We start from the raw sequence: 16848 nt of genomic DNA, 5'->3' as shown, positions 1-16848 counted from the left end.
TTATTTTGTTATAGGACAAAGGTATAGCGCGGAAGCGACGGAACTTGACGTGTTTTATTTAAATTTCTATAACATTTTACCTGGAGTAAAAAAGATTACAGTCATCTTTTAAGTATAAAAAAAATAAGAAAAAATTGTTTTTAAATTTTTAAAAATCAAATAGAATTAGTAATATGGTGCATAAAAAACACAATTTCAAATGCATACCATCTTACCCTTTTTACTTGCTATGGTAGCGGCTATTGTATTACTCAATATGTGGGCTGCCAGATTAAAAATTGCTTATCCTATTTTACTTGTTGTATTTGGGCTTTTTGTTTCTTTTATACCCGGTTTGCCGGTTGTAAAGATCAATCCGGATCTTATATTTTTTATTTTTTTACCTCCTTTATTATTTGAAGCAGCATGGTCTATTTCTTTTAAAGAGATGAAAAGATGGTGGCGTATTATCGGGAGTTTTGCCTTTCTGGTTGTTTTTTTTACAGCATTGGCGGTAGCTGTAACAGCTAATTATTTTATTCCGGGATTTACTATTGCTTTAGGATTTCTGCTGGGTGGAATAGTGTCTCCTCCTGATGCGGTAAGTACAGGTGCCATTATGAAATTTGTAAAAATACCAACTACTACATCCGCTATTCTGGAAGGAGAAAGCTTGCTGAATGATGCGTCCTCATTGATTATATTCCGTTTTGCTTTGATTGCTGTAGGAACCGGACAATTTGTATGGCAGGAAGCTTCCTTAGACTTTTTATGGATGATTATAGGAGGAACGGGAATTGGTTTGCTGCTGGCCTGGATTTTTGTTCAGGCTCATAAACGTCTTCCTACAGAACCTTCATCTGATATTGCACTCACACTTATTGAACCTTATCTCATGTATTGGGTGGCCGAGCAGTTTCACTGTTCCGGAGTTTTAGCAGTTGTCTGTGGAGGTCTCTATATGTCAGCTAAAAGGATGATATTTTTAAACAGCAGCAGTCGTATAAGAGGATATAGTGTGTGGGAAAGTTTTGTATTTATCCTGAATGGTATTGTATTCTTAATTATAGGACTGGAGCTTCCCGAAATCGTGGGTGGATTACGGTCAGAAGGAATTCCTTTGAAAATTGCTATCCAATATGGCGTTTTAATAACAGCCATTCTGATTGCTGCCAGAATAATAAGTGCATACGCTGCAATGCTGGCCACTTTGATTTTTCGGCCAAGTGTGGCACCGCGGGCATCTTCTGCAAAAAGGCGGTTTCTGATGCCTCTTATGCTTGGATGGACAGGTATGAGAGGAGTTGTTTCATTAGCTGCTGCATTGGCAATTCCTATCACTCTTGAAAACGGGCTTCCATTCCCCAACAGAAACCTTATCCTGTTTATTACTTTTGTTGTGATCTTGCTTACATTACTGGTACAGGGCCTTACACTGCCGTATATTATCAAATATGGGCATGTGTTTGATGACTTTACTGATGAAGAAAAAGATAAACAGGTCAGGGAAGAAATAAAACATAAGCTGAAGCAGCACATCTATCATTTTCTTAAAAGTAAGCATGAAAACGAACTGAACAGTCATGCCGGATTAGAACGGATGCTGAAACACTGGGAAGAAAAAATAGAGGTCAATGATACCGAATGGATGAATGAAAAAACAAAAGATATCTTTTTTGAGATGCTGGAAAGCCAGAGACAGTTTCTTGCAGAACTCAATAAAGATGTTTCTATTGATGAAAGTATTATTCGTCATCAGCTTTATCAGATTGATCTTGAAGAAGAGCGGTTAAAAATGATTTAATCTGTACGATGGTTATTGAATAATAATGTTTTTGAAAACAAAATTAAAGCACTAATACGACAAAACATGTCGTATTTAAAAATTTTATCCATTTGTTTTTCAGGTTGTTAAATATGATGTTAATTATAGTGTAAAAGATTATTTTATTCTTTAAAAGCTCTAATTTTGTATAGATATTTACTATACAATTGTCATGTACGCTCTGGTAGACTGTAACAATTTTTTTGTTTCCTGTGAAAGGACTTTAGATCCTGATCTTGAGGGCAAACCCGTTGTGGTTCTTTCCAACAACGACGGGTGTGTTGTATCCAGAAGTAAAGAAGCAAAAGATCTGGGAATTCCTATGGCAGCTCCGGCATTCAAATACAAGGAGCTTTTTCAAAAACATGATGTGAAAAGTTTTTCTGCAAAATTTGAATTGTATAATTATAAAAGCCAGCAGGTGATCAATATTGCCAAGTCCTATGTTCTTGATTATGAAGTCTACAGTATTGATGAGCTTTTTCTTGATTTAACAGGATTTAAATATATCGATATGTATGAATATTGTTCTAAAATCAAAAAAGAAATTGATGAGAAAGAAAATATTCCTGTAAGTATCGGAATTGCTCCCACTAAGACTTTATGCAAAGTTGCGAACAGAATCGTAAAAGAATTTCCGGATAATTTTAATGGAGTTTATATTATGGATACTCCTGAAAAAATTGAAAAGGCACTGAAGTGGCTTAATATCGGAGACGTGTGGGGAATCGGAAGAAGGCTGGCCGTCAAAATGAATGACTGTGGTGTTCATAAAGCCTGGGATCTTCTTCAGAAACCTGAAATATGGGTTCGGAAGATTATGGGAATTCATGGAGTAAGGATGATCAATGAACTGAAGGGAATTCGTCAGCTGGAACTGGACGCTCCTTCTCCTAAAAAATCTATTGCTGTTACCCGAAGCTTTATGCAGATGCTTACGAAAAAAGAAGAAGTAAGAGAAAGGGTAGAAACTTTTGGAATGTACTGTTCAGAAAGACTAAGAAAGCAGAATACCTGTTGTAAAATGATTACTGTTTTTGTACAGACCAACCGCTTTAGGAAAGATCTTCCTGAATACAGAAATGCAATGACCCGGATTCTTTCCAATCCTACGAATTCATCAATCTTATTAGGAAGAGTGGTGAATGAACTTTTTGAAGCCATTTACAGAGACGGGTTTCATTATAAAAGAGCAGGAGTGATGGTGAACGATTTTGTCCCCGAAGATCAGAGACAAATAAGTCTTTTTGAAGAAGACATACAAAACCAGCATCTTCCCGTGATGAAAGCTATGGATGCTATGAATAGAAAATATGGGAAGGATAAAGTCCGTCTTGGAAGCATGAGTGGTGAAAACACCTTTGGACGTGCAAAACTGTCTCCGGAATATGAAGCTTTCCTGAAAAATAATACACTGCCGGAAGCCAACTTCAGGTTTCATTAAAACTATTCCTGGTTCAAAAATTCTGTTTATTTTAGATACTATAGCTTTAGGATTGCAAAAAGGAAATATCGTTATCTATATTTCAACATATCACTATTCTAAAAGCAATCATTATGACATCATTATTGAAGAACTCGGGACAGGTAAAATATTGAAATCCGGAGAAAAAATATCCTATAACGAACTTATTCATGACCTTCAGTCTTTTTTCTAATGACGCCTCACAATAATATTTTTCTTTAAAAAGTAGAAATTATTTAAAAATTTCTCATAAAACAGAGTGATGGTTTTATTTTAAATAGTAAAATTCCGTATTTTGATAATGTGAAATAAGTGTTTACTTGTCTTGTTTTCAGTGTTTTATGTGTTTGTGGTTTAAAAGCGGCTATTGTAGGTGATGTGCTTTTACATTTATCTTTGGCCGAGAATTGTACACGTTTTAAAACCACAAATTAAATGAAGAATCTAAGTATTTGGATGAAGGGAATACTGATTTCCTTGTGCTTTACCATAAGTCATTCAAAAGCACAAGTTGGTATTAATACCTCAAACCCTCAAACCGCTTTTCATGTGGATGGGGCAAAAGATAATCCCCTATCCGGAGTTCCTTCCAACACACAGGCAGCTAATGATGTTGTCATAACTTCTACAGGAGAAATAGGAATTGGAACATTATCTCCTGCTGTTAAGATAGATACACGGTCTGCAGCTAACACAGATAATTCAATCGGAATAGGAGAGACCAGCCAGCCGGCTTCATCAGCCGGTGGAGGCGCTGTAAGATATAATCCGCTGAATGGCGGAAAAATGCAGTACTCAGATGGCATTGTATGGCAGGATCTTATTTCTTCTCCCACCAAAGCTGTCGTGGTAGCCAATCTTCAGGCAGCGAATTTTGCCGTTAAAATTCCTTATCAGGTTTCTACAGGCATTGCCGGATGGACAGAAATTTCTGATCCTACAGCAAACTTTACTCCCGGAACAGGTGTTTTTACAGCGCCAAGAACCGGAGTATATCTTGTTTCTTTTACCTATGATTTTGTGAGAATCCCTATAGTCTCAGGCTATTTTTCGGAAGCGAGATATGTAGTGAACGGAAACAGTACTGTTAAAAAATGCGTGAAATCTTTCTCCAATATTTCAAAACAGGCACAGGTTGCAGGTTCTTGTGTGGCCGGAGTTCAACTGAATAAAGGCGATACACTTCAGCCCTATATCTACCAGTCTGTTTATAATGGTAATCTAAGCCTTAGAACAGATCTAACTTCTGCAAGCAATGATTATGGCTTTGTAAATCTTTCTATTTTAGAACAATAACACACTTGATATGAGAAAAAAATTAATACTGGCTTTATTTATTGGTTACGGCATGTGGATGCAGGCTCAGGTAGGAATCAATATGTCTGCCCCGGAAGGAACGGTACATATAGATGGACAGAAAAACACAAATGCTTCAATACCTTCCAGTTATTATGATGATGTAGTTATTACTCCCGCCGGAAATGTAGGAGCAGGAACAAAATCCCCAAAAACAAGACTGGACCTTAGATCAAATGAACGTTTAAATGCAATAGGAATTGGAGGAACTTCACAGTCTGCTTCTGCCGCTAAGGCCGGAGCGCTGAGGTATAACTCAGGAACACAGGATCTGAGCTATTCTAACGGAACCTCATGGATCACACTGGCCCATAAAACGTCCAATGATTTTGTAGATGCAGAAAACTCTTCGGTACAAAGCTTTGCTGACGGAGTGCAGGCTCCTGTTACCAACTGGACTAAAAAGACGGATGTGAATAACAGCTTTAATGCTGGGACAGGAACCTTTATAGCCTCAAAAACAGGAGTGTACATTGTATCCTTTACCTTTTCGCTGGCCTCCGGAAGTATTGCAAATGATTCAAGGTATGAGACTTTGATTCAGACCAATTCAACATCTTCCACCACCAATAAAGTGTTCAAATGTGTAGGAAGTTACCCCGGAACCAATAGCATTGGAAACCGTGTTGCGGGAAACTGTTCAGGAATTTTTAACCTGAACCAGGGGGACAATATTACGGTAAGCCTGAATCAGAAACTGGGAAGTTCAAAAACTTTGGATACTGATGCTACACTTACTTCTTTAAGTATTTTCGGATTATAAAAAGACAGATGATGAAAAAAAATTGTTTACTGATTGTAATGACTTTAAGCTTCCACTGTGTATTTTCACAGGTTGGAATCAATACTCCAAATCCACAGGGTATTCTGCATATTGATGGACAAAAAGATAATCCTGTTTCAGGATCGACATTTACTCCGGCTCAGCAGAGTAATGATATTCTTGTGAGCAGCGCCGGAAAAATAGGAGCGGGAACGCTCATCCCGGTCGCGAAAGTTGACGCCAGGAATTCCGGAAATGGAGCCATTGGCTTTGGAACTTCTTCACTCACTGCACCTGCAGCCGATGAAGGAGCCGTACGTTATAACAGCGGAGTGGAATATTCTAATGGAAATGAATGGCTTCCTTTGCTCACAGCACAGCCCACAAATAATAAAGTAATCGTTATTGCAGCCAAAACCAACAATAATGTAAAGCTGGCAACTCCGTCTATTCCAACAATAACTGCAGGTTTACAAAACAGGGCAAGTAATTATCTTGTAGACTGGAGTAAAACTTTTGAAAGTAATTCCGGTACCAATTTCAATGCTGCTACTGGTATCTTTACCGCGCCCCGCAACGGAATTTATGTAGCTTCTTTCACAACAGATCTTGCCCCATTAGCAATTAATTATACTACGGATCCTTTAAATCCTATTCAGATAGAAGCGATCTGGCAGCTTTATGATAATACAACGGGATTAGCCGTCACCAATATTGTAAATACGGTAAAATGTGTCAATACCATGTCCTCAAACAGTGTAGGAAATATTGATGCAGGAAGTAACTGTACCGCCTCATTTTACATGACAGCAGGGCAGAGACTGATGCCTTACATCTGGTTTAATTTAAATAATTCAATCGTTGCCAATTTTTCATTAAATAATACCGGCGGCTATAATAATCTTACAATAGCGGAACAGTAATCAGGAGATTTCATCCAGTGTTTTGATAAACGCAGACGGATGCAGCCCTGTGATCTTCTTAAATTCAAGAGAAAAAGCGCTGTGAGAAGAATAACCCGTGATTTCAGAAAGGTGATTAATCTTGTACTTTCTGTACTGCGGTTCGTTTTTTAGTTGGTTGACAATGTAATTGATTCTCAGGTGATTAATGTATTGGTTGAAATTAAATTTCTTATGTTTTTTAATAACTGCAGAAAGATATTTTGTATTGATATTCAGTGTGTTTGCAAGATTATAACGAGAAATGTTCTTGTTGTTAAACTCAAGACTTTCCTCAAATATTTTTAGTCCGTGTAATATGTTTTCCTCTACTTCAGGCGAAATTTTTATTTCTGTCGGAGTAGGGGAGTTTTTTGTCTGAATATCCTCAGATGCTTCCTGAGGATCTTCTTCATAAACAACTGGAGAAATACCTTCTTTGTAAATTTTGGCAACAGATTCTTTATGCTTTTTACGAAGACGGATAGTATTGAAAATAACAGCTCCTAAAATAATTATTAAAGCAAGGCAGGCTATGATAAGCCCTTTTGAAGTAGAGTGACTTTCATTGAGCTGCTGATGAAAATTTTCTTCTTTTTTGGATAATGTGTTATTGACGGCCATTGCTTTGTTGTAAGCAATGCTGTCTTTTAATTTAAGATTTTCAATTTTATATTTCTCCGTATTGGAATCGTCATGAAGCAAAGCATATGCTTCTTCAAGATTTTTGGTAATCTCAATCTTTTTTTCATTGAAACCATACTGATCTGCAATTGCCAGAGATTTCTTATAATAAAGCACCGCACTGTCCGGCTTATTTTGTCCTGAAAACAAAAATCCAATATCATTAAGGATGTTTGCCCGGAGATAATAATTGCTTTCTCCCACCAAAGAAAGCGCCTGTCCGAAATAATATTTTGCGTCCTTAAATTTCTTTACTTCAGATAAATTATACCCCATATTGGTATAAGCGGAGATCAAAAGTTCATTTCGCCTGGTTACATTTTTAAGCTTCTGAAATTCCTGAATGGCACTTTTAGAGTAATACTCTTTCTCTTTATATTGATTCCTATTAAGAAGGATCAAAAAAGAATTAAAGATCATCCCTTTCAGCTCATGTCCTTCTTCCGTATTATTGTGTTTTACTTCAGAGAGGGCATTTTGGAGGCTTGTAGAAGATTCTTTGAGCAGCCCAAGCTTTGCATATTGAGTTCCCTGCATTCTGTATGCAAGTGCTTTCCCAATATTATAATTGCTTTTGGTAGATATTTTAAGGGCCTTATCTGCAAAATCAAGACTTTTCTCAGCATCAGATTGTAAATAGCTGTTGAAGGATTTCAAATAATAGGCTTTTGCAAGAAATTCAGGGAGATTTTTTTTCTGTGCTGAATCTATAATCCTATTCAAAACGATTTCCGAACTGTCCGGATTCTTGGATGAAAGAGTACGGGCATATTTGTACTGTCCCTCAAAATCAAATGCCTGAGGGAATGCAGAAATCGAAATAATAAGGAAGAAAAAGAGAATAATTTTTTTCTTCATTGTGTTTTTGTGTTTTATTTTTTTTGGTATTTCCAGTTACGGCTTTTACCCTCCGCTATCCACTCCAAAGACTGTTCCAATCTTTTATTCCGGGTTGCTTCGGTTTTTGCTTCTGTTACCCACGCAATATATTCTTTTCTGAAGGATGGTGAAGCCTTTTCAAAAATATCAGAGGCTTTTGAATGAGCATGTAATGCAGACTGAAAATAATCAGGAACTTCCATTTCTGTTTTGGAGGGCGGGGCTTTCTTCATAGTAACACCCATATCCGTAAGTTCCATGGCTTCTTTAATTGCTTTTTTCAGCTGAGGTTTGGAAGGAAGATCTTCAATTCCTGTTACTTTTCCTAAGCTGAACATTGAGCTTCTTTCAGCTGTTGTTTCTATCTCCTTTAGTGTTTTCATCTCCTGATGCAGCCAGAATCCGAGACTGCAGTATTGCTTGAAAGCGGTAATGGAACAAAGAATTTTGCCTTTATACATGAACGTAGGAAACTTCCATTTGATCGCTTCTTCTGCATCGGGGCAGACTTCGTGAATCGTTTCACGGAGATAATGTAAGATAGGTTTTGCAAAATCCGGAGATTTTTCAATGTATTCATCAACTTTTACGCTGTGTTTATCCATAGTGTTTATTGGAATAATTGTACAATTTCGTTCACAAAGAATTTTACCTGATCAGGTCTTCCTCTGTCATTTTTAGGGTTGTTGGAGTAGCTCCCGGTTTTTACAATAACGATATTGTGCTCCGGAACCATAATAATATACTGTCCCTGTAATCCCAGGAAATAATAATGTTTGATGGGGTTGTCATGATTGATCCACAGTCCCATTCCATAAATGCCTTCAGACTTTTCAGTCGGAGTTCTCATCTGTTCAATGAAGTCAGCGTTAAGAATCTGCTGATCCCCGGCTTTTCCATCATTCAGAAAGAGCTGTCCCAGCTTAGCAAAATCTCTTGCATTGGAATGAATGCAGCAATACGTTTTTTCCATACCATAATCGTCTGTACTCCATTTCGCATTCTGTTCCATTCCCAAAGGAATCCAGAATTTTTCTGATAAATAGCTCGCTAATGGTTGGTTCAGAGCTTTCCGGAGGGCAAAACCAAGAAGTTGGGTAGAACCGCTTTGATATTCGAATCTTGTTCCCGGTTCTTCTTTAAATTTTCTTGAGAATACAGCTTTTACAAGGCTTTTTCCATAATAAGCTTTGGCATTGGGAAGAAACGGATTATTGTAATTTTCATCCCAGTCCAGCCCGGATTCCATTTGAGCGAGGTTTTTAAGGGTAACCTCATTTCCGAATGGTTTATTTTTAAATTCCGGATAGAAATCAGAGAACTTTTCATCAATAGTAGGAATAATACCTTCTTCCAACGCTTTTCCCAACAACATGACAGTCACTGCTTTTGCCATCGAAAAAGAATTGGTTTGTGAAAGCTGGTTATAACCATCCCAATATTGCTCATAAAGAATTTTTCCATTTCGTATCACAATAAAAGCGGCTGTTTTGGAGTGTTTTAAATTTTCAACTAAATGTTTAGGTAAATCCTTTTTGTTGTAATCCGGATCTTCTTCCCAGAGTTCAGGTTCTTCTGTGGCAATAGGGTTGCTCGGGAAAAGATTTCCGTCATCAATATATGCACTTGATTTTCCTTTAAGATAAGTTTTTGAAATACCACTAAATAAATAATCATATCCCAGAAAATAAGCCGCTGCAGCACCAGCTACCGCTCCACCTATCATATACTTTAGTATTCTCATTTTTTCACGAATGGGTCTCTAACAAATTTAGAATAATTTGGCTATAAAAATTAAAATGAATCATCAAATAAGTTATTTTTGTTCTTATTGATGAAAACTATGACCAGAAAACTTATTGTATTGGGGTACTTCCTATTTTCAATCATGGGAACAGCCCAGATTTATAAACCGATAGATACCACAGATTATATACAGAGGAAAGCATTTTTAATGAGTTTTGAAGGAAATAATGAAGCGACTGTGAAGAAATTAAAATCGCAGTATTCCGGGAAAACAGGTTCTGAATTATCCAAAATCTATAAAGAATTCGGAACAGACTTTCAAAAGCAGGTGAAGAATAAGGATTTTATCTTTAAATCGGAATTTGAAACCAGCATACAGTCTATGATTCAACGTCTTAAAAAGAATAATCCTAAAATTCCTCAGGACCTGAAAATTCTGATCGCAAAAGATAATACTCCCAATGCTTACTGTCTTGCTGACGGAACTTTTGTTATCAATATGGGGCTTTACAGCTGGCTTAATAATGAAGAGCAAATTGCAGCTGTGATCTCCCATGAACTGGGTCATAAAATAGAAGAACATTCCCTGAAAACCTTTTTAAAAATTATCGAACAGGATAAATTGGATAAAGTATTGGTTGAGAATATAAAATCAACTACCACCAGCCGAACTCAGAGCCAGAATCAGAAAGCTTTCGATATCTTTAAAAATACAGTGTATAAAAAAGGGGTGGAAAAAAGACAAAGCGAAATGCAGGCGGATTCTTTGGGTTATGTTATTTTTAAAAACAGTGATTTTAAGAAGTCTGAATTTGTAAATGCACTTCAAAGACTGCAGGATTTCGATACGATCTCACCAAGAGAGCTGAAAATAGAAACGTATAAAAAACTTTTTAATCTTCCAAAGCAGGCCTTTAATGAAAAATGGATGAAGAAGGAAGATTTTTCCCTGTACAATTATAATTTCTACAAAGAAAAGCTGAACAAGGATTCCCTCGCATCGCACCCTGAAGTGTCCAGAAGAATTGAGATGCTTAAAAAAACATTTGCTGAACTTAAAAGTTCAATTGCTCCGGAAAAACCTTCAGATCTGTTTGTAACATTAAAGAAAACAGCAAGAATGGAAATTTTGCCCAACTATTTCCACTCAGAAGATTATGGGCAGGGAATTTATGCTGCCATGCAGTTTCTGCAGGATGAAGAGGAAGAAAAATATTATAAAAGCTGGCTGGGAAGATGTTTTTCCAAGATATATGAAGCGAGAAAAAGCTATAATCTGAACCGGTATCTGGATAGGATAGAACCTAAAAATCAAAGTGAAAGCTATCAGCAGTTCCTGAACTTTATGTGGAACTTAAGTTTGGATGAAATTAAAAATATTGCAGACTTTTACCAGACCAATGAAAAGATAGTGAAAGCAAACTGATCTTGATATAAGTATTGGAGATATCAATAGGAATGGACTTTAGCCTGTTTTTTAAATAATAAAAATTCCACTGGCTTTAGCCAAAACTTAAAAATAAGAACCCTGATGACTCATCAGGGTTCTTATTTTATACTAGTAATTTAATTTCTCCAAACGGATCTTATTGAATTTTTCTTTTTCGTTATACTCCCGAAGAAGGATATACCCCTCTTTTCCTACATAGGGTGTTACTGCATAATTGTCTTTTTCGGAAATAGGAATGATCTCCTGTTTGAATTTTCCGTCAATAATGGTATTGATGAATAAATTCCATCTTTTCTGCTTTGTTACTTCATCTTTCTGATAGTCGCGGTAGAAAAATACCACGTCTTTTCCACCGTTGAGGTATTGTGAAAAGAGATAATCACTGTTTACCCATTTAGATTTTTCTTTTTCAAAGACCTGTACATTTTTTACTTTGAAATCTTTATCTGTGTATATGTAAACAAGGTCTGTTGTTTTGGGAGCATTATATTGTCCGGCAGGTTTATATTTTTCGGATAAAATACCTACACTTCCATCGTTCATGAAGTACATGTCTTTGGTCTGAAGCATGTAACCACTTTCTACCATACCATTTCTATTGAGTTTTGGAAGGAAAGCTGAGATATTCGGCTCATAATTGATTGTTTTGGTATCTGCAGTAAAGTTTTTTTTGTCTACCAGCATTCTTGCAAATCCTACTGACTCAGAATCATCATAGTTTCTTCCCAGCAGAACTACTTTATCATCGAAATTTTTATCATTATCAATCTTTCTGTAATTGGAGTAGAAGGATTCAATATTGTCTATGGTATCATCAGATAATCCGGTTACCGGCTTGTTGGATGTTTCTTTTCCGGTTTTCATATCAAGAACCAGGAGACTGAATGATTTCTGCTTTTCATTCACTTTCTTCATGATGCAGTACATATAATTTTCATCTCTTTCCAGAACAGATAAAGTAGAATAAATTTTCTTACTTCCGTCAGTATTGTATTTATATCTCCAAACCTCCTTTTTGTTTTCATCAAATCTCATGAGGCTGTTGTTATTTTCATACTTTCCGTAATCTTTATACTCCACGGCAAAGTAGCCGCCTTCTTTCAGCTCACCTACGGCAGAAACATAGTTGTACCCTTTATCTTTTTTCTCATCACGGTTTTCCTTACGCTGTTCTTTCCAGCTCTTCGGTTCGTTGATTTCTTTGAAAGTACCGTTTTCCAGATAGTCATAATAGATTTTTCTGGTAATAGAATTTGTTTTAGGGTCAATCACCATAGAAACAGGAGTAAATACTTCTCGGCTTTTTACCAGAGAATAATCCATCATTGAGGGCTTTAAGATAATCTGCCCTTTAAAATCAACATATCCTAAATAAGAGGCAGCAGTGATATCACCTTCAAATTCTTTATTGGCAACAGGGTTGAGGTTTTTATCTAATATCACATACTCAAACTTTTTGGTCTTATCACCGGATTTTCCGTAAGAATATAGAGAAACGTAACCGTAAAGATTGTCTTTATCATCGAATAAAGCATTCATTCCCACGTGATCCCCAGCGGCAAGTGTTGTCAGATCCTGGGTTTGGGAAAATGCAAATGTCTGGATCAGTCCAAACACTATGAGTGTTATTTTTTTCATGGTTAAAATTTGAGGGATAAAAGTAATAAATTAACCCATATGTTGATAAAAATAAAAAAGCCCTGAGAACAGGGCTTTTTTTATTATAATTGAGAAAGTAAATTTCTGAAGTTCGTTTTTTCATCAATGATTCGTCTCAAATCTGAAACAGGAACTCTTTCCTGCTGCATAGTATCTCTGTCTCTTATGGTTACTGTATGATCAGTAAGAGAGTCGTGGTCAATAGTAATACAGTATGGAGTACCGATAGCATCCTGTCTTCTGTAACGCTTTCCGATGGCATCTTTTTCTTCGTAGAACAGATTGAAATCATATTTCAGATCATTGAAGATATTTTCTGCATACTCTGCTAAACCGTCTTTCTTCATCAAAGGAAGGATGGCTGCTTTAATTGGTGCCAATGCCGGAGGTAAAGATAAAACTGTTCTTTCTGAACCATCTTCCAATACTTCATCTTTTAAGCAGTGAGAGAATATAGAAAGGAATAATCTGTCTAAACCTACTGAAGTTTCCACTACATAAGGAACATAGTTTTCGTTTCTTTCAGGATCAAAGAACTGAAGCTTTCTTCCTGAGAATGTTTCATGTGCCTTTAAGTCGAAATCTGTTCTTGAGTGAATACCTTCCAGTTCTTTAAACCCGAATGGGAAGTTAAATTCAATATCAGCAGCAGCATTCGCATAGTGAGCCAATTTCTCATGATCATGGAATCTGTAATTATCATTTCCTAGACCTAGAGCCAAGTGCCAGTTCAGACGTTTCTGCTTCCACTTCTCATAGAACTCAAGTTCTGTTCCCGGAGCAACGAAGAACTGCATTTCCATCTGTTCGAATTCACGCATTCTGAAGATAAACTGTCTTGCAACAATCTCGTTTCTGAATGCCTTACCAATCTGTGCAATACCGAAAGGAAGTTTATGACGTGAAGTTTTTTGTACGTTTAAGAAGTTAACGAAAATACCCTGAGCCGTTTCCGGTCTAAGGTAAAGATCCATTGCACTGTCTGCAGAAGCTCCCAGCTTTGTTCCGAACATCAGGTTGAACTGTCTTACTTCTGTCCAGTTTTTAGAACCGGTATCAGGATCTGCAATTTCAAGCTCTTCAATTAAAGATTTTACATCAGCAAGATCTTCATTTTCCAGAGATTTCGCCAGTCTTGAAAGAATAGCTTCTCTCTTTGCTCTGTATTCCAGAATTTTTGGATTCGTGGCAACAAACTGATCTTTATCAAAAGCATCCCCGAATCTTTTCGCCGCTTTTTCAATTTCTTTGTTCTCTTTGTCTTCAATTTTAGCGCAGTAGTCTTCCACCAAAACGTCTGCTCTGAAACGTTTCTTAGAATCTTTATTATCAATCAATGGATCGTTGAAAGCGTCTACGTGGCCTGATGCTTTCCATGTGGTTGGGTGCATCAAAATCGCCGAGTCAATACCCACAATATTCTCGTTAAGCTGTACCATAGCTTTCCACCAGTATTGTTTGATATTATTTTTTAGTTCGGCCCCGTTCTGTCCATAATCATACACAGCGGATAAACCATCATAGATCTCACTCGATGGGAAAATAAAACCATATTCTTTAGCGTGAGAAATCACTTTCTTGAAAACATCTTCTTGCTTTGCCATAATTTTTACATCTGATGTGCAAAAATAATGTTTTTTATTGGGAAAATATTAATACCTGTAAGATCCTACATTAGAGATTGTCATTAAGAAGCATCCTCCCACGCCAATGATAAATAAAACACCAGCCAAAATAAACAGTAATATCTTTGCTATTCTGTATTTTTTTAAGGGCACGAAAAGAATTGTAGCAATCGTTATTATAACAGCGATCACGATCAATTTTACAAAAAAACCAAAATAATCTGTCATTTTTTTAAATTAAGGTAAAACCTTTTACTAATATAAACCTTTTATTTGAAGTTTGATAAAGGAGCCGGGAACCTGCTTTTGCTACTCGCTTTTTCTGGTTTTAGGCGGCGGCGAAGCCGCCGCCTAAAACCAGAAAAGAGCTCAAACATACCGCTCAATCAGGGCTAAATCGGTCGAAAATTTCTACTTTTGCACCATGTTAGAAATTCTTTATCGAGACGAGCATATTATTGCCATCAACAAACCCAGCGGATTATTGGTTCATAAATCTTTCTATGCGGGAGAAGCAGATACTTATGCTATTCAGGAGTTGAAGAAACAGATTGGACAAAAAGTGTATCCTGTACACCGGTTAGACCGAAAAACGTCAGGTGTTCTGTTGTTTACTTTAGATAAAGATACTCTTAGAATCATGAGCGAACAGTTTGCATCACGCGAAGTGGAGAAGAAATATCTGGCAATTCTTCGGGGTTGGGCAAAAGAAGAAGAAACAATTGATTATGATTTAGTTAATGAAAATGAAGTCACACAAAATGCCGTTACATACTATCGCCGTCTGCAGACTTCAGAAATAGATTTGCCTTTTTTAAAACATCAGACTTCGAGATATTGTTTGGTAGAAGCAATTCCTGAAACAGGAAGATTTCATCAGTTGAGAAAACATTTTAAACATATTCTTCATCCTATTTTAGGTTGCAGAAAACATGGCTGCAATAAACAAAATAAGTTGTGGCTTCAAACATTTGAGATCAACAAAATGACGCTTCACGCCCATCAACTGATTTTTAATCATCCTGTTTCTAACGAAAGAATTACAGTAAATGCAACTATAGATGAAGAGTTCAAAAGAATAGGGGATATTCTGAACTTTGATCTGAGTTCCTATTCTTAAGTTATTTGTGAATATTTTTTAACGCAATGTTCACTAAGAGTGTATTTAAATGGATACTTTTCGACCGCTGAGGCACTTCGTTCAGCAAAAGCTAATAGCGCATACTTCGCTTAGTGAAACACCTTTGCGAACCGAAATGTTTTCAGGATAGTCGAAGTATTTTGCGATCATAGCGTTAAAATATCTTACTCATTTTGAGAGTACACAGATTGTTTTCCGGCTTATAGATCTTATATATCAAACATTTTGATAAAATATCATAGGTTAACCGAACATTAATTTTAAAATGAGTATTTTTGTAAAACTTTTTTTCAATGTACAAATCGCTCATTCGTCCAATTCTTTTTAAATTTGATCCTGAAGATGTTCATCACTTTACATTTTCAATGCTTAAGAATTTGGGATTTCTTACCAAACTATTTTTCCCAAAACCTATTGAAGACAAACGTCTGGAAAGAGAAGTTTTCGGATTAAAATTCAAAAATCCTGTTGGATTGGCAGCTGGTTTTGATAAAAATGCAGTGTTGTTCAACGAATTGGGAGACTTGGGGTTTGGATTTGTAGAAATTGGAACGGTAACACCAAGGGCACAGGCCGGAAATCCAAGAAAAAGATTATTCCGTTTGATAGAAGATGGAGGAATCATCAACAGGATGGGGTTCAATAACGATGGTCTTGAAGCAGCGATTGAAAAACTGAAATCCAACAAAGGAAAAGTAATTATCGGGGGAAACATCGGAAAAAATACAGATACAAGCCCGGAAAACTATACTCAGGATTATCTGGACTGTTTTGAAGGTCTTCATCCTCATGTAGACTACTTTGTACTCAACGTAAGCTGTCCGAATGTAGGAAGCCACGCCAAACTTGAAGATGTAGAATATCTGAGAGAGCTGATCACAGAAGTGAAGAAAATAAATCTGTCAAAATCTGTACAGAAACCCATCTTACTTAAAATTGCTCCGGATCTTAATAACAATCAATTAGACGAAATCATTGAACTGATTGCGGAAACAAAGATTGATGGTATTGTAGTTTCCAATACATCAGTGAACAGGGAAGGTTTGAAAACCTCTCCGGAAGTTTTAGAACAGATAGGAAATGGAGGATTAAGCGGAAAACCTATCCGTGAAAGAAGTACAAAAATGATCAAGTACCTTTCTGATAAAAGTAACAGAGCATTCCCAATCATTGGAGTAGGTGGAATACATTCTGCAAAAGATGCTATGGAGAAGTTGGATGCAGGAGCTACACTGGTTCAGCTGTATACAGGCTTTATTTATGAAGGCCCGGAACTGATCAACGAAATCAATCAGGAGCTTTTGAAAAGAGCAAGCCGATTACCAAGATAAAAAT

The 16848-nt window shown here is 36.6% G+C and carries 14 protein-coding genes; 9 read left to right on the top strand and 5 right to left on the bottom strand.

Annotated elements, in window-relative coordinates:
- Nucleotides 1-199 precede the first annotated feature (199 nt).
- From ACTJIP_RS16030 to ACTJIP_RS16005, 6 genes are all read left to right on the top strand, one after another.
- On the top strand, nt 200-1783 hold the full coding sequence (locus ACTJIP_RS16030; protein ID WP_440704836.1) for a Na+/H+ antiporter: 1584 nt from the start codon (nt 200-202) through the stop codon (nt 1781-1783).
- Between the two features lie 193 nt (nt 1784-1976).
- Nucleotides 1977-3248, top strand: coding sequence for a Y-family DNA polymerase (locus tag ACTJIP_RS16025; RefSeq protein WP_426481120.1), 1272 nt, complete (start codon nt 1977-1979; stop codon nt 3246-3248).
- Nucleotides 3249-3300: 52 nt separating this feature from the next.
- On the top strand, nt 3301-3462 hold the full coding sequence (locus ACTJIP_RS16020; RefSeq protein WP_426481119.1) for a hypothetical protein: 162 nt from the start codon (nt 3301-3303) through the stop codon (nt 3460-3462).
- Nucleotides 3463-3704: 242 nt separating this feature from the next.
- Nucleotides 3705-4565, top strand: a complete 861-nt coding sequence (locus ACTJIP_RS16015; protein ID WP_139348451.1) for a hypothetical protein — start codon at nt 3705-3707, stop codon at nt 4563-4565.
- Between the two features lie 10 nt (nt 4566-4575).
- Entirely contained in the window at nt 4576-5388 is an 813-nt protein-coding gene (locus ACTJIP_RS16010; protein WP_428168579.1) for a hypothetical protein, read from the top strand.
- Between the two features lie 11 nt (nt 5389-5399).
- The gene (locus ACTJIP_RS16005; RefSeq protein ID WP_077413412.1) at nt 5400-6311 is read left to right on the top strand and encodes a hypothetical protein; all 912 of its coding nucleotides are present in this window, start codon (nt 5400-5402) and stop codon (nt 6309-6311) included.
- Here ACTJIP_RS16005 and ACTJIP_RS16000 read toward each other — a convergent pair whose 3' ends face one another.
- Genes ACTJIP_RS16000 through ACTJIP_RS15990 form a run of 3 tightly spaced genes read right to left on the bottom strand, consistent with a single transcriptional unit; the run spans nt 6312 to nt 9636 of the window.
- Entirely contained in the window at nt 6312-7871 is a 1560-nt protein-coding gene (locus ACTJIP_RS16000; RefSeq protein WP_440704835.1) for a tetratricopeptide repeat protein, read from the bottom strand. It abuts the gene before it with no gap.
- A gap of 14 nt (nt 7872-7885) precedes the next feature.
- Nucleotides 7886-8497 (bottom strand): YdeI/OmpD-associated family protein, encoded by a 612-nt coding sequence (locus ACTJIP_RS15995; protein ID WP_180564952.1) that lies wholly within the window; start codon nt 8495-8497, stop codon nt 7886-7888.
- A gap of 5 nt (nt 8498-8502) precedes the next feature.
- Nucleotides 8503-9636 carry a serine hydrolase domain-containing protein gene (locus ACTJIP_RS15990; RefSeq protein ID WP_440704834.1) on the bottom strand — a complete coding sequence of 378 codons (1134 nt, stop codon included), beginning with the start codon at nt 9634-9636 and terminating at the stop codon, nt 8503-8505.
- Nucleotides 9637-9735: 99 nt separating this feature from the next.
- On the opposite strand from ACTJIP_RS15990, the gene ACTJIP_RS15985 reads away from it, so the two are divergent.
- The gene (locus tag ACTJIP_RS15985; protein WP_440704833.1) at nt 9736-11064 is read left to right on the top strand and encodes a M48 family metalloprotease; all 1329 of its coding nucleotides are present in this window, start codon (nt 9736-9738) and stop codon (nt 11062-11064) included.
- 132 nt (nt 11065-11196) lie between these two features.
- On the opposite strand, the gene ACTJIP_RS15980 is transcribed toward ACTJIP_RS15985, so the two are convergent.
- Nucleotides 11197-12726: a hypothetical protein gene (locus ACTJIP_RS15980; RefSeq protein WP_077413417.1), complete on the bottom strand. Its 1530-nt coding sequence runs from the start codon at nt 12724-12726 to the stop codon at nt 11197-11199.
- A gap of 83 nt (nt 12727-12809) precedes the next feature.
- Nucleotides 12810-14351: a glycine--tRNA ligase gene (locus tag ACTJIP_RS15975; RefSeq protein WP_077413418.1), complete on the bottom strand. Its 1542-nt coding sequence runs from the start codon at nt 14349-14351 to the stop codon at nt 12810-12812.
- 445 nt (nt 14352-14796) lie between these two features.
- On the opposite strand from ACTJIP_RS15975, the gene ACTJIP_RS15970 reads away from it, so the two are divergent.
- Entirely contained in the window at nt 14797-15492 is a 696-nt protein-coding gene (locus ACTJIP_RS15970) for a pseudouridine synthase (RefSeq protein ID WP_180564956.1), read from the top strand.
- A 314-nt stretch (nt 15493-15806) separates the two neighbouring features.
- Nucleotides 15807-16844, top strand: coding sequence for a quinone-dependent dihydroorotate dehydrogenase (locus ACTJIP_RS15965; protein WP_180564957.1), 1038 nt, complete (start codon nt 15807-15809; stop codon nt 16842-16844).
- Nucleotides 16845-16848 lie beyond the last annotated feature (4 nt).

Origin of the sequence: Chryseobacterium sp. 22543 (genome assembly GCF_052044565.1) — a bacterium.
GTDB lineage: Bacteria > Bacteroidota > Bacteroidia > Flavobacteriales > Weeksellaceae > Chryseobacterium.
Note: the sequence above shows the minus strand (reverse complement) of the source record. Positions and strands in the feature narration are given on the sequence as shown.

Excerpts from the sequence above, each read along its gene's own strand:
- ACTJIP_RS15995 (WP_180564952.1), bottom strand. The coding sequence starts at position 8,497 with ATGGATAAACACAGCGTAAAAGTTGATGAATACATTGAAAAATCTCCG.
- ACTJIP_RS16005 (WP_077413412.1), top strand. The coding sequence starts at position 5,400 with ATGAAAAAAAATTGTTTACTGATTGTAATGACTTTAAGCTTCCACTGT.
- ACTJIP_RS16015 (WP_139348451.1), top strand. The coding sequence starts at position 3,705 with ATGAAGAATCTAAGTATTTGGATGAAGGGAATACTGATTTCCTTGTGC.
- ACTJIP_RS16010 (WP_428168579.1), top strand. The coding sequence starts at position 4,576 with ATGAGAAAAAAATTAATACTGGCTTTATTTATTGGTTACGGCATGTGG.
- ACTJIP_RS16000 (WP_440704835.1), bottom strand. The coding sequence starts at position 7,871 with ATGAAGAAAAAAATTATTCTCTTTTTCTTCCTTATTATTTCGATTTCT.
- ACTJIP_RS15990 (WP_440704834.1), bottom strand. The coding sequence starts at position 9,636 with ATGAGAATACTAAAGTATATGATAGGTGGAGCGGTAGCTGGTGCTGCA.
- ACTJIP_RS15980 (WP_077413417.1), bottom strand. The coding sequence starts at position 12,726 with ATGAAAAAAATAACACTCATAGTGTTTGGACTGATCCAGACATTTGCA.
- ACTJIP_RS15970 (WP_180564956.1), top strand. The coding sequence starts at position 14,797 with ATGTTAGAAATTCTTTATCGAGACGAGCATATTATTGCCATCAACAAA.
- ACTJIP_RS16030 (WP_440704836.1), top strand. The coding sequence starts at position 200 with ATGCATACCATCTTACCCTTTTTACTTGCTATGGTAGCGGCTATTGTA.
- ACTJIP_RS15985 (WP_440704833.1), top strand. The coding sequence starts at position 9,736 with ATGACCAGAAAACTTATTGTATTGGGGTACTTCCTATTTTCAATCATG.
- ACTJIP_RS15975 (WP_077413418.1), bottom strand. The coding sequence starts at position 14,351 with ATGGCAAAGCAAGAAGATGTTTTCAAGAAAGTGATTTCTCACGCTAAA.
- ACTJIP_RS16025 (WP_426481120.1), top strand. The coding sequence starts at position 1,977 with ATGTACGCTCTGGTAGACTGTAACAATTTTTTTGTTTCCTGTGAAAGG.
- ACTJIP_RS15965 (WP_180564957.1), top strand. The coding sequence starts at position 15,807 with ATGTACAAATCGCTCATTCGTCCAATTCTTTTTAAATTTGATCCTGAA.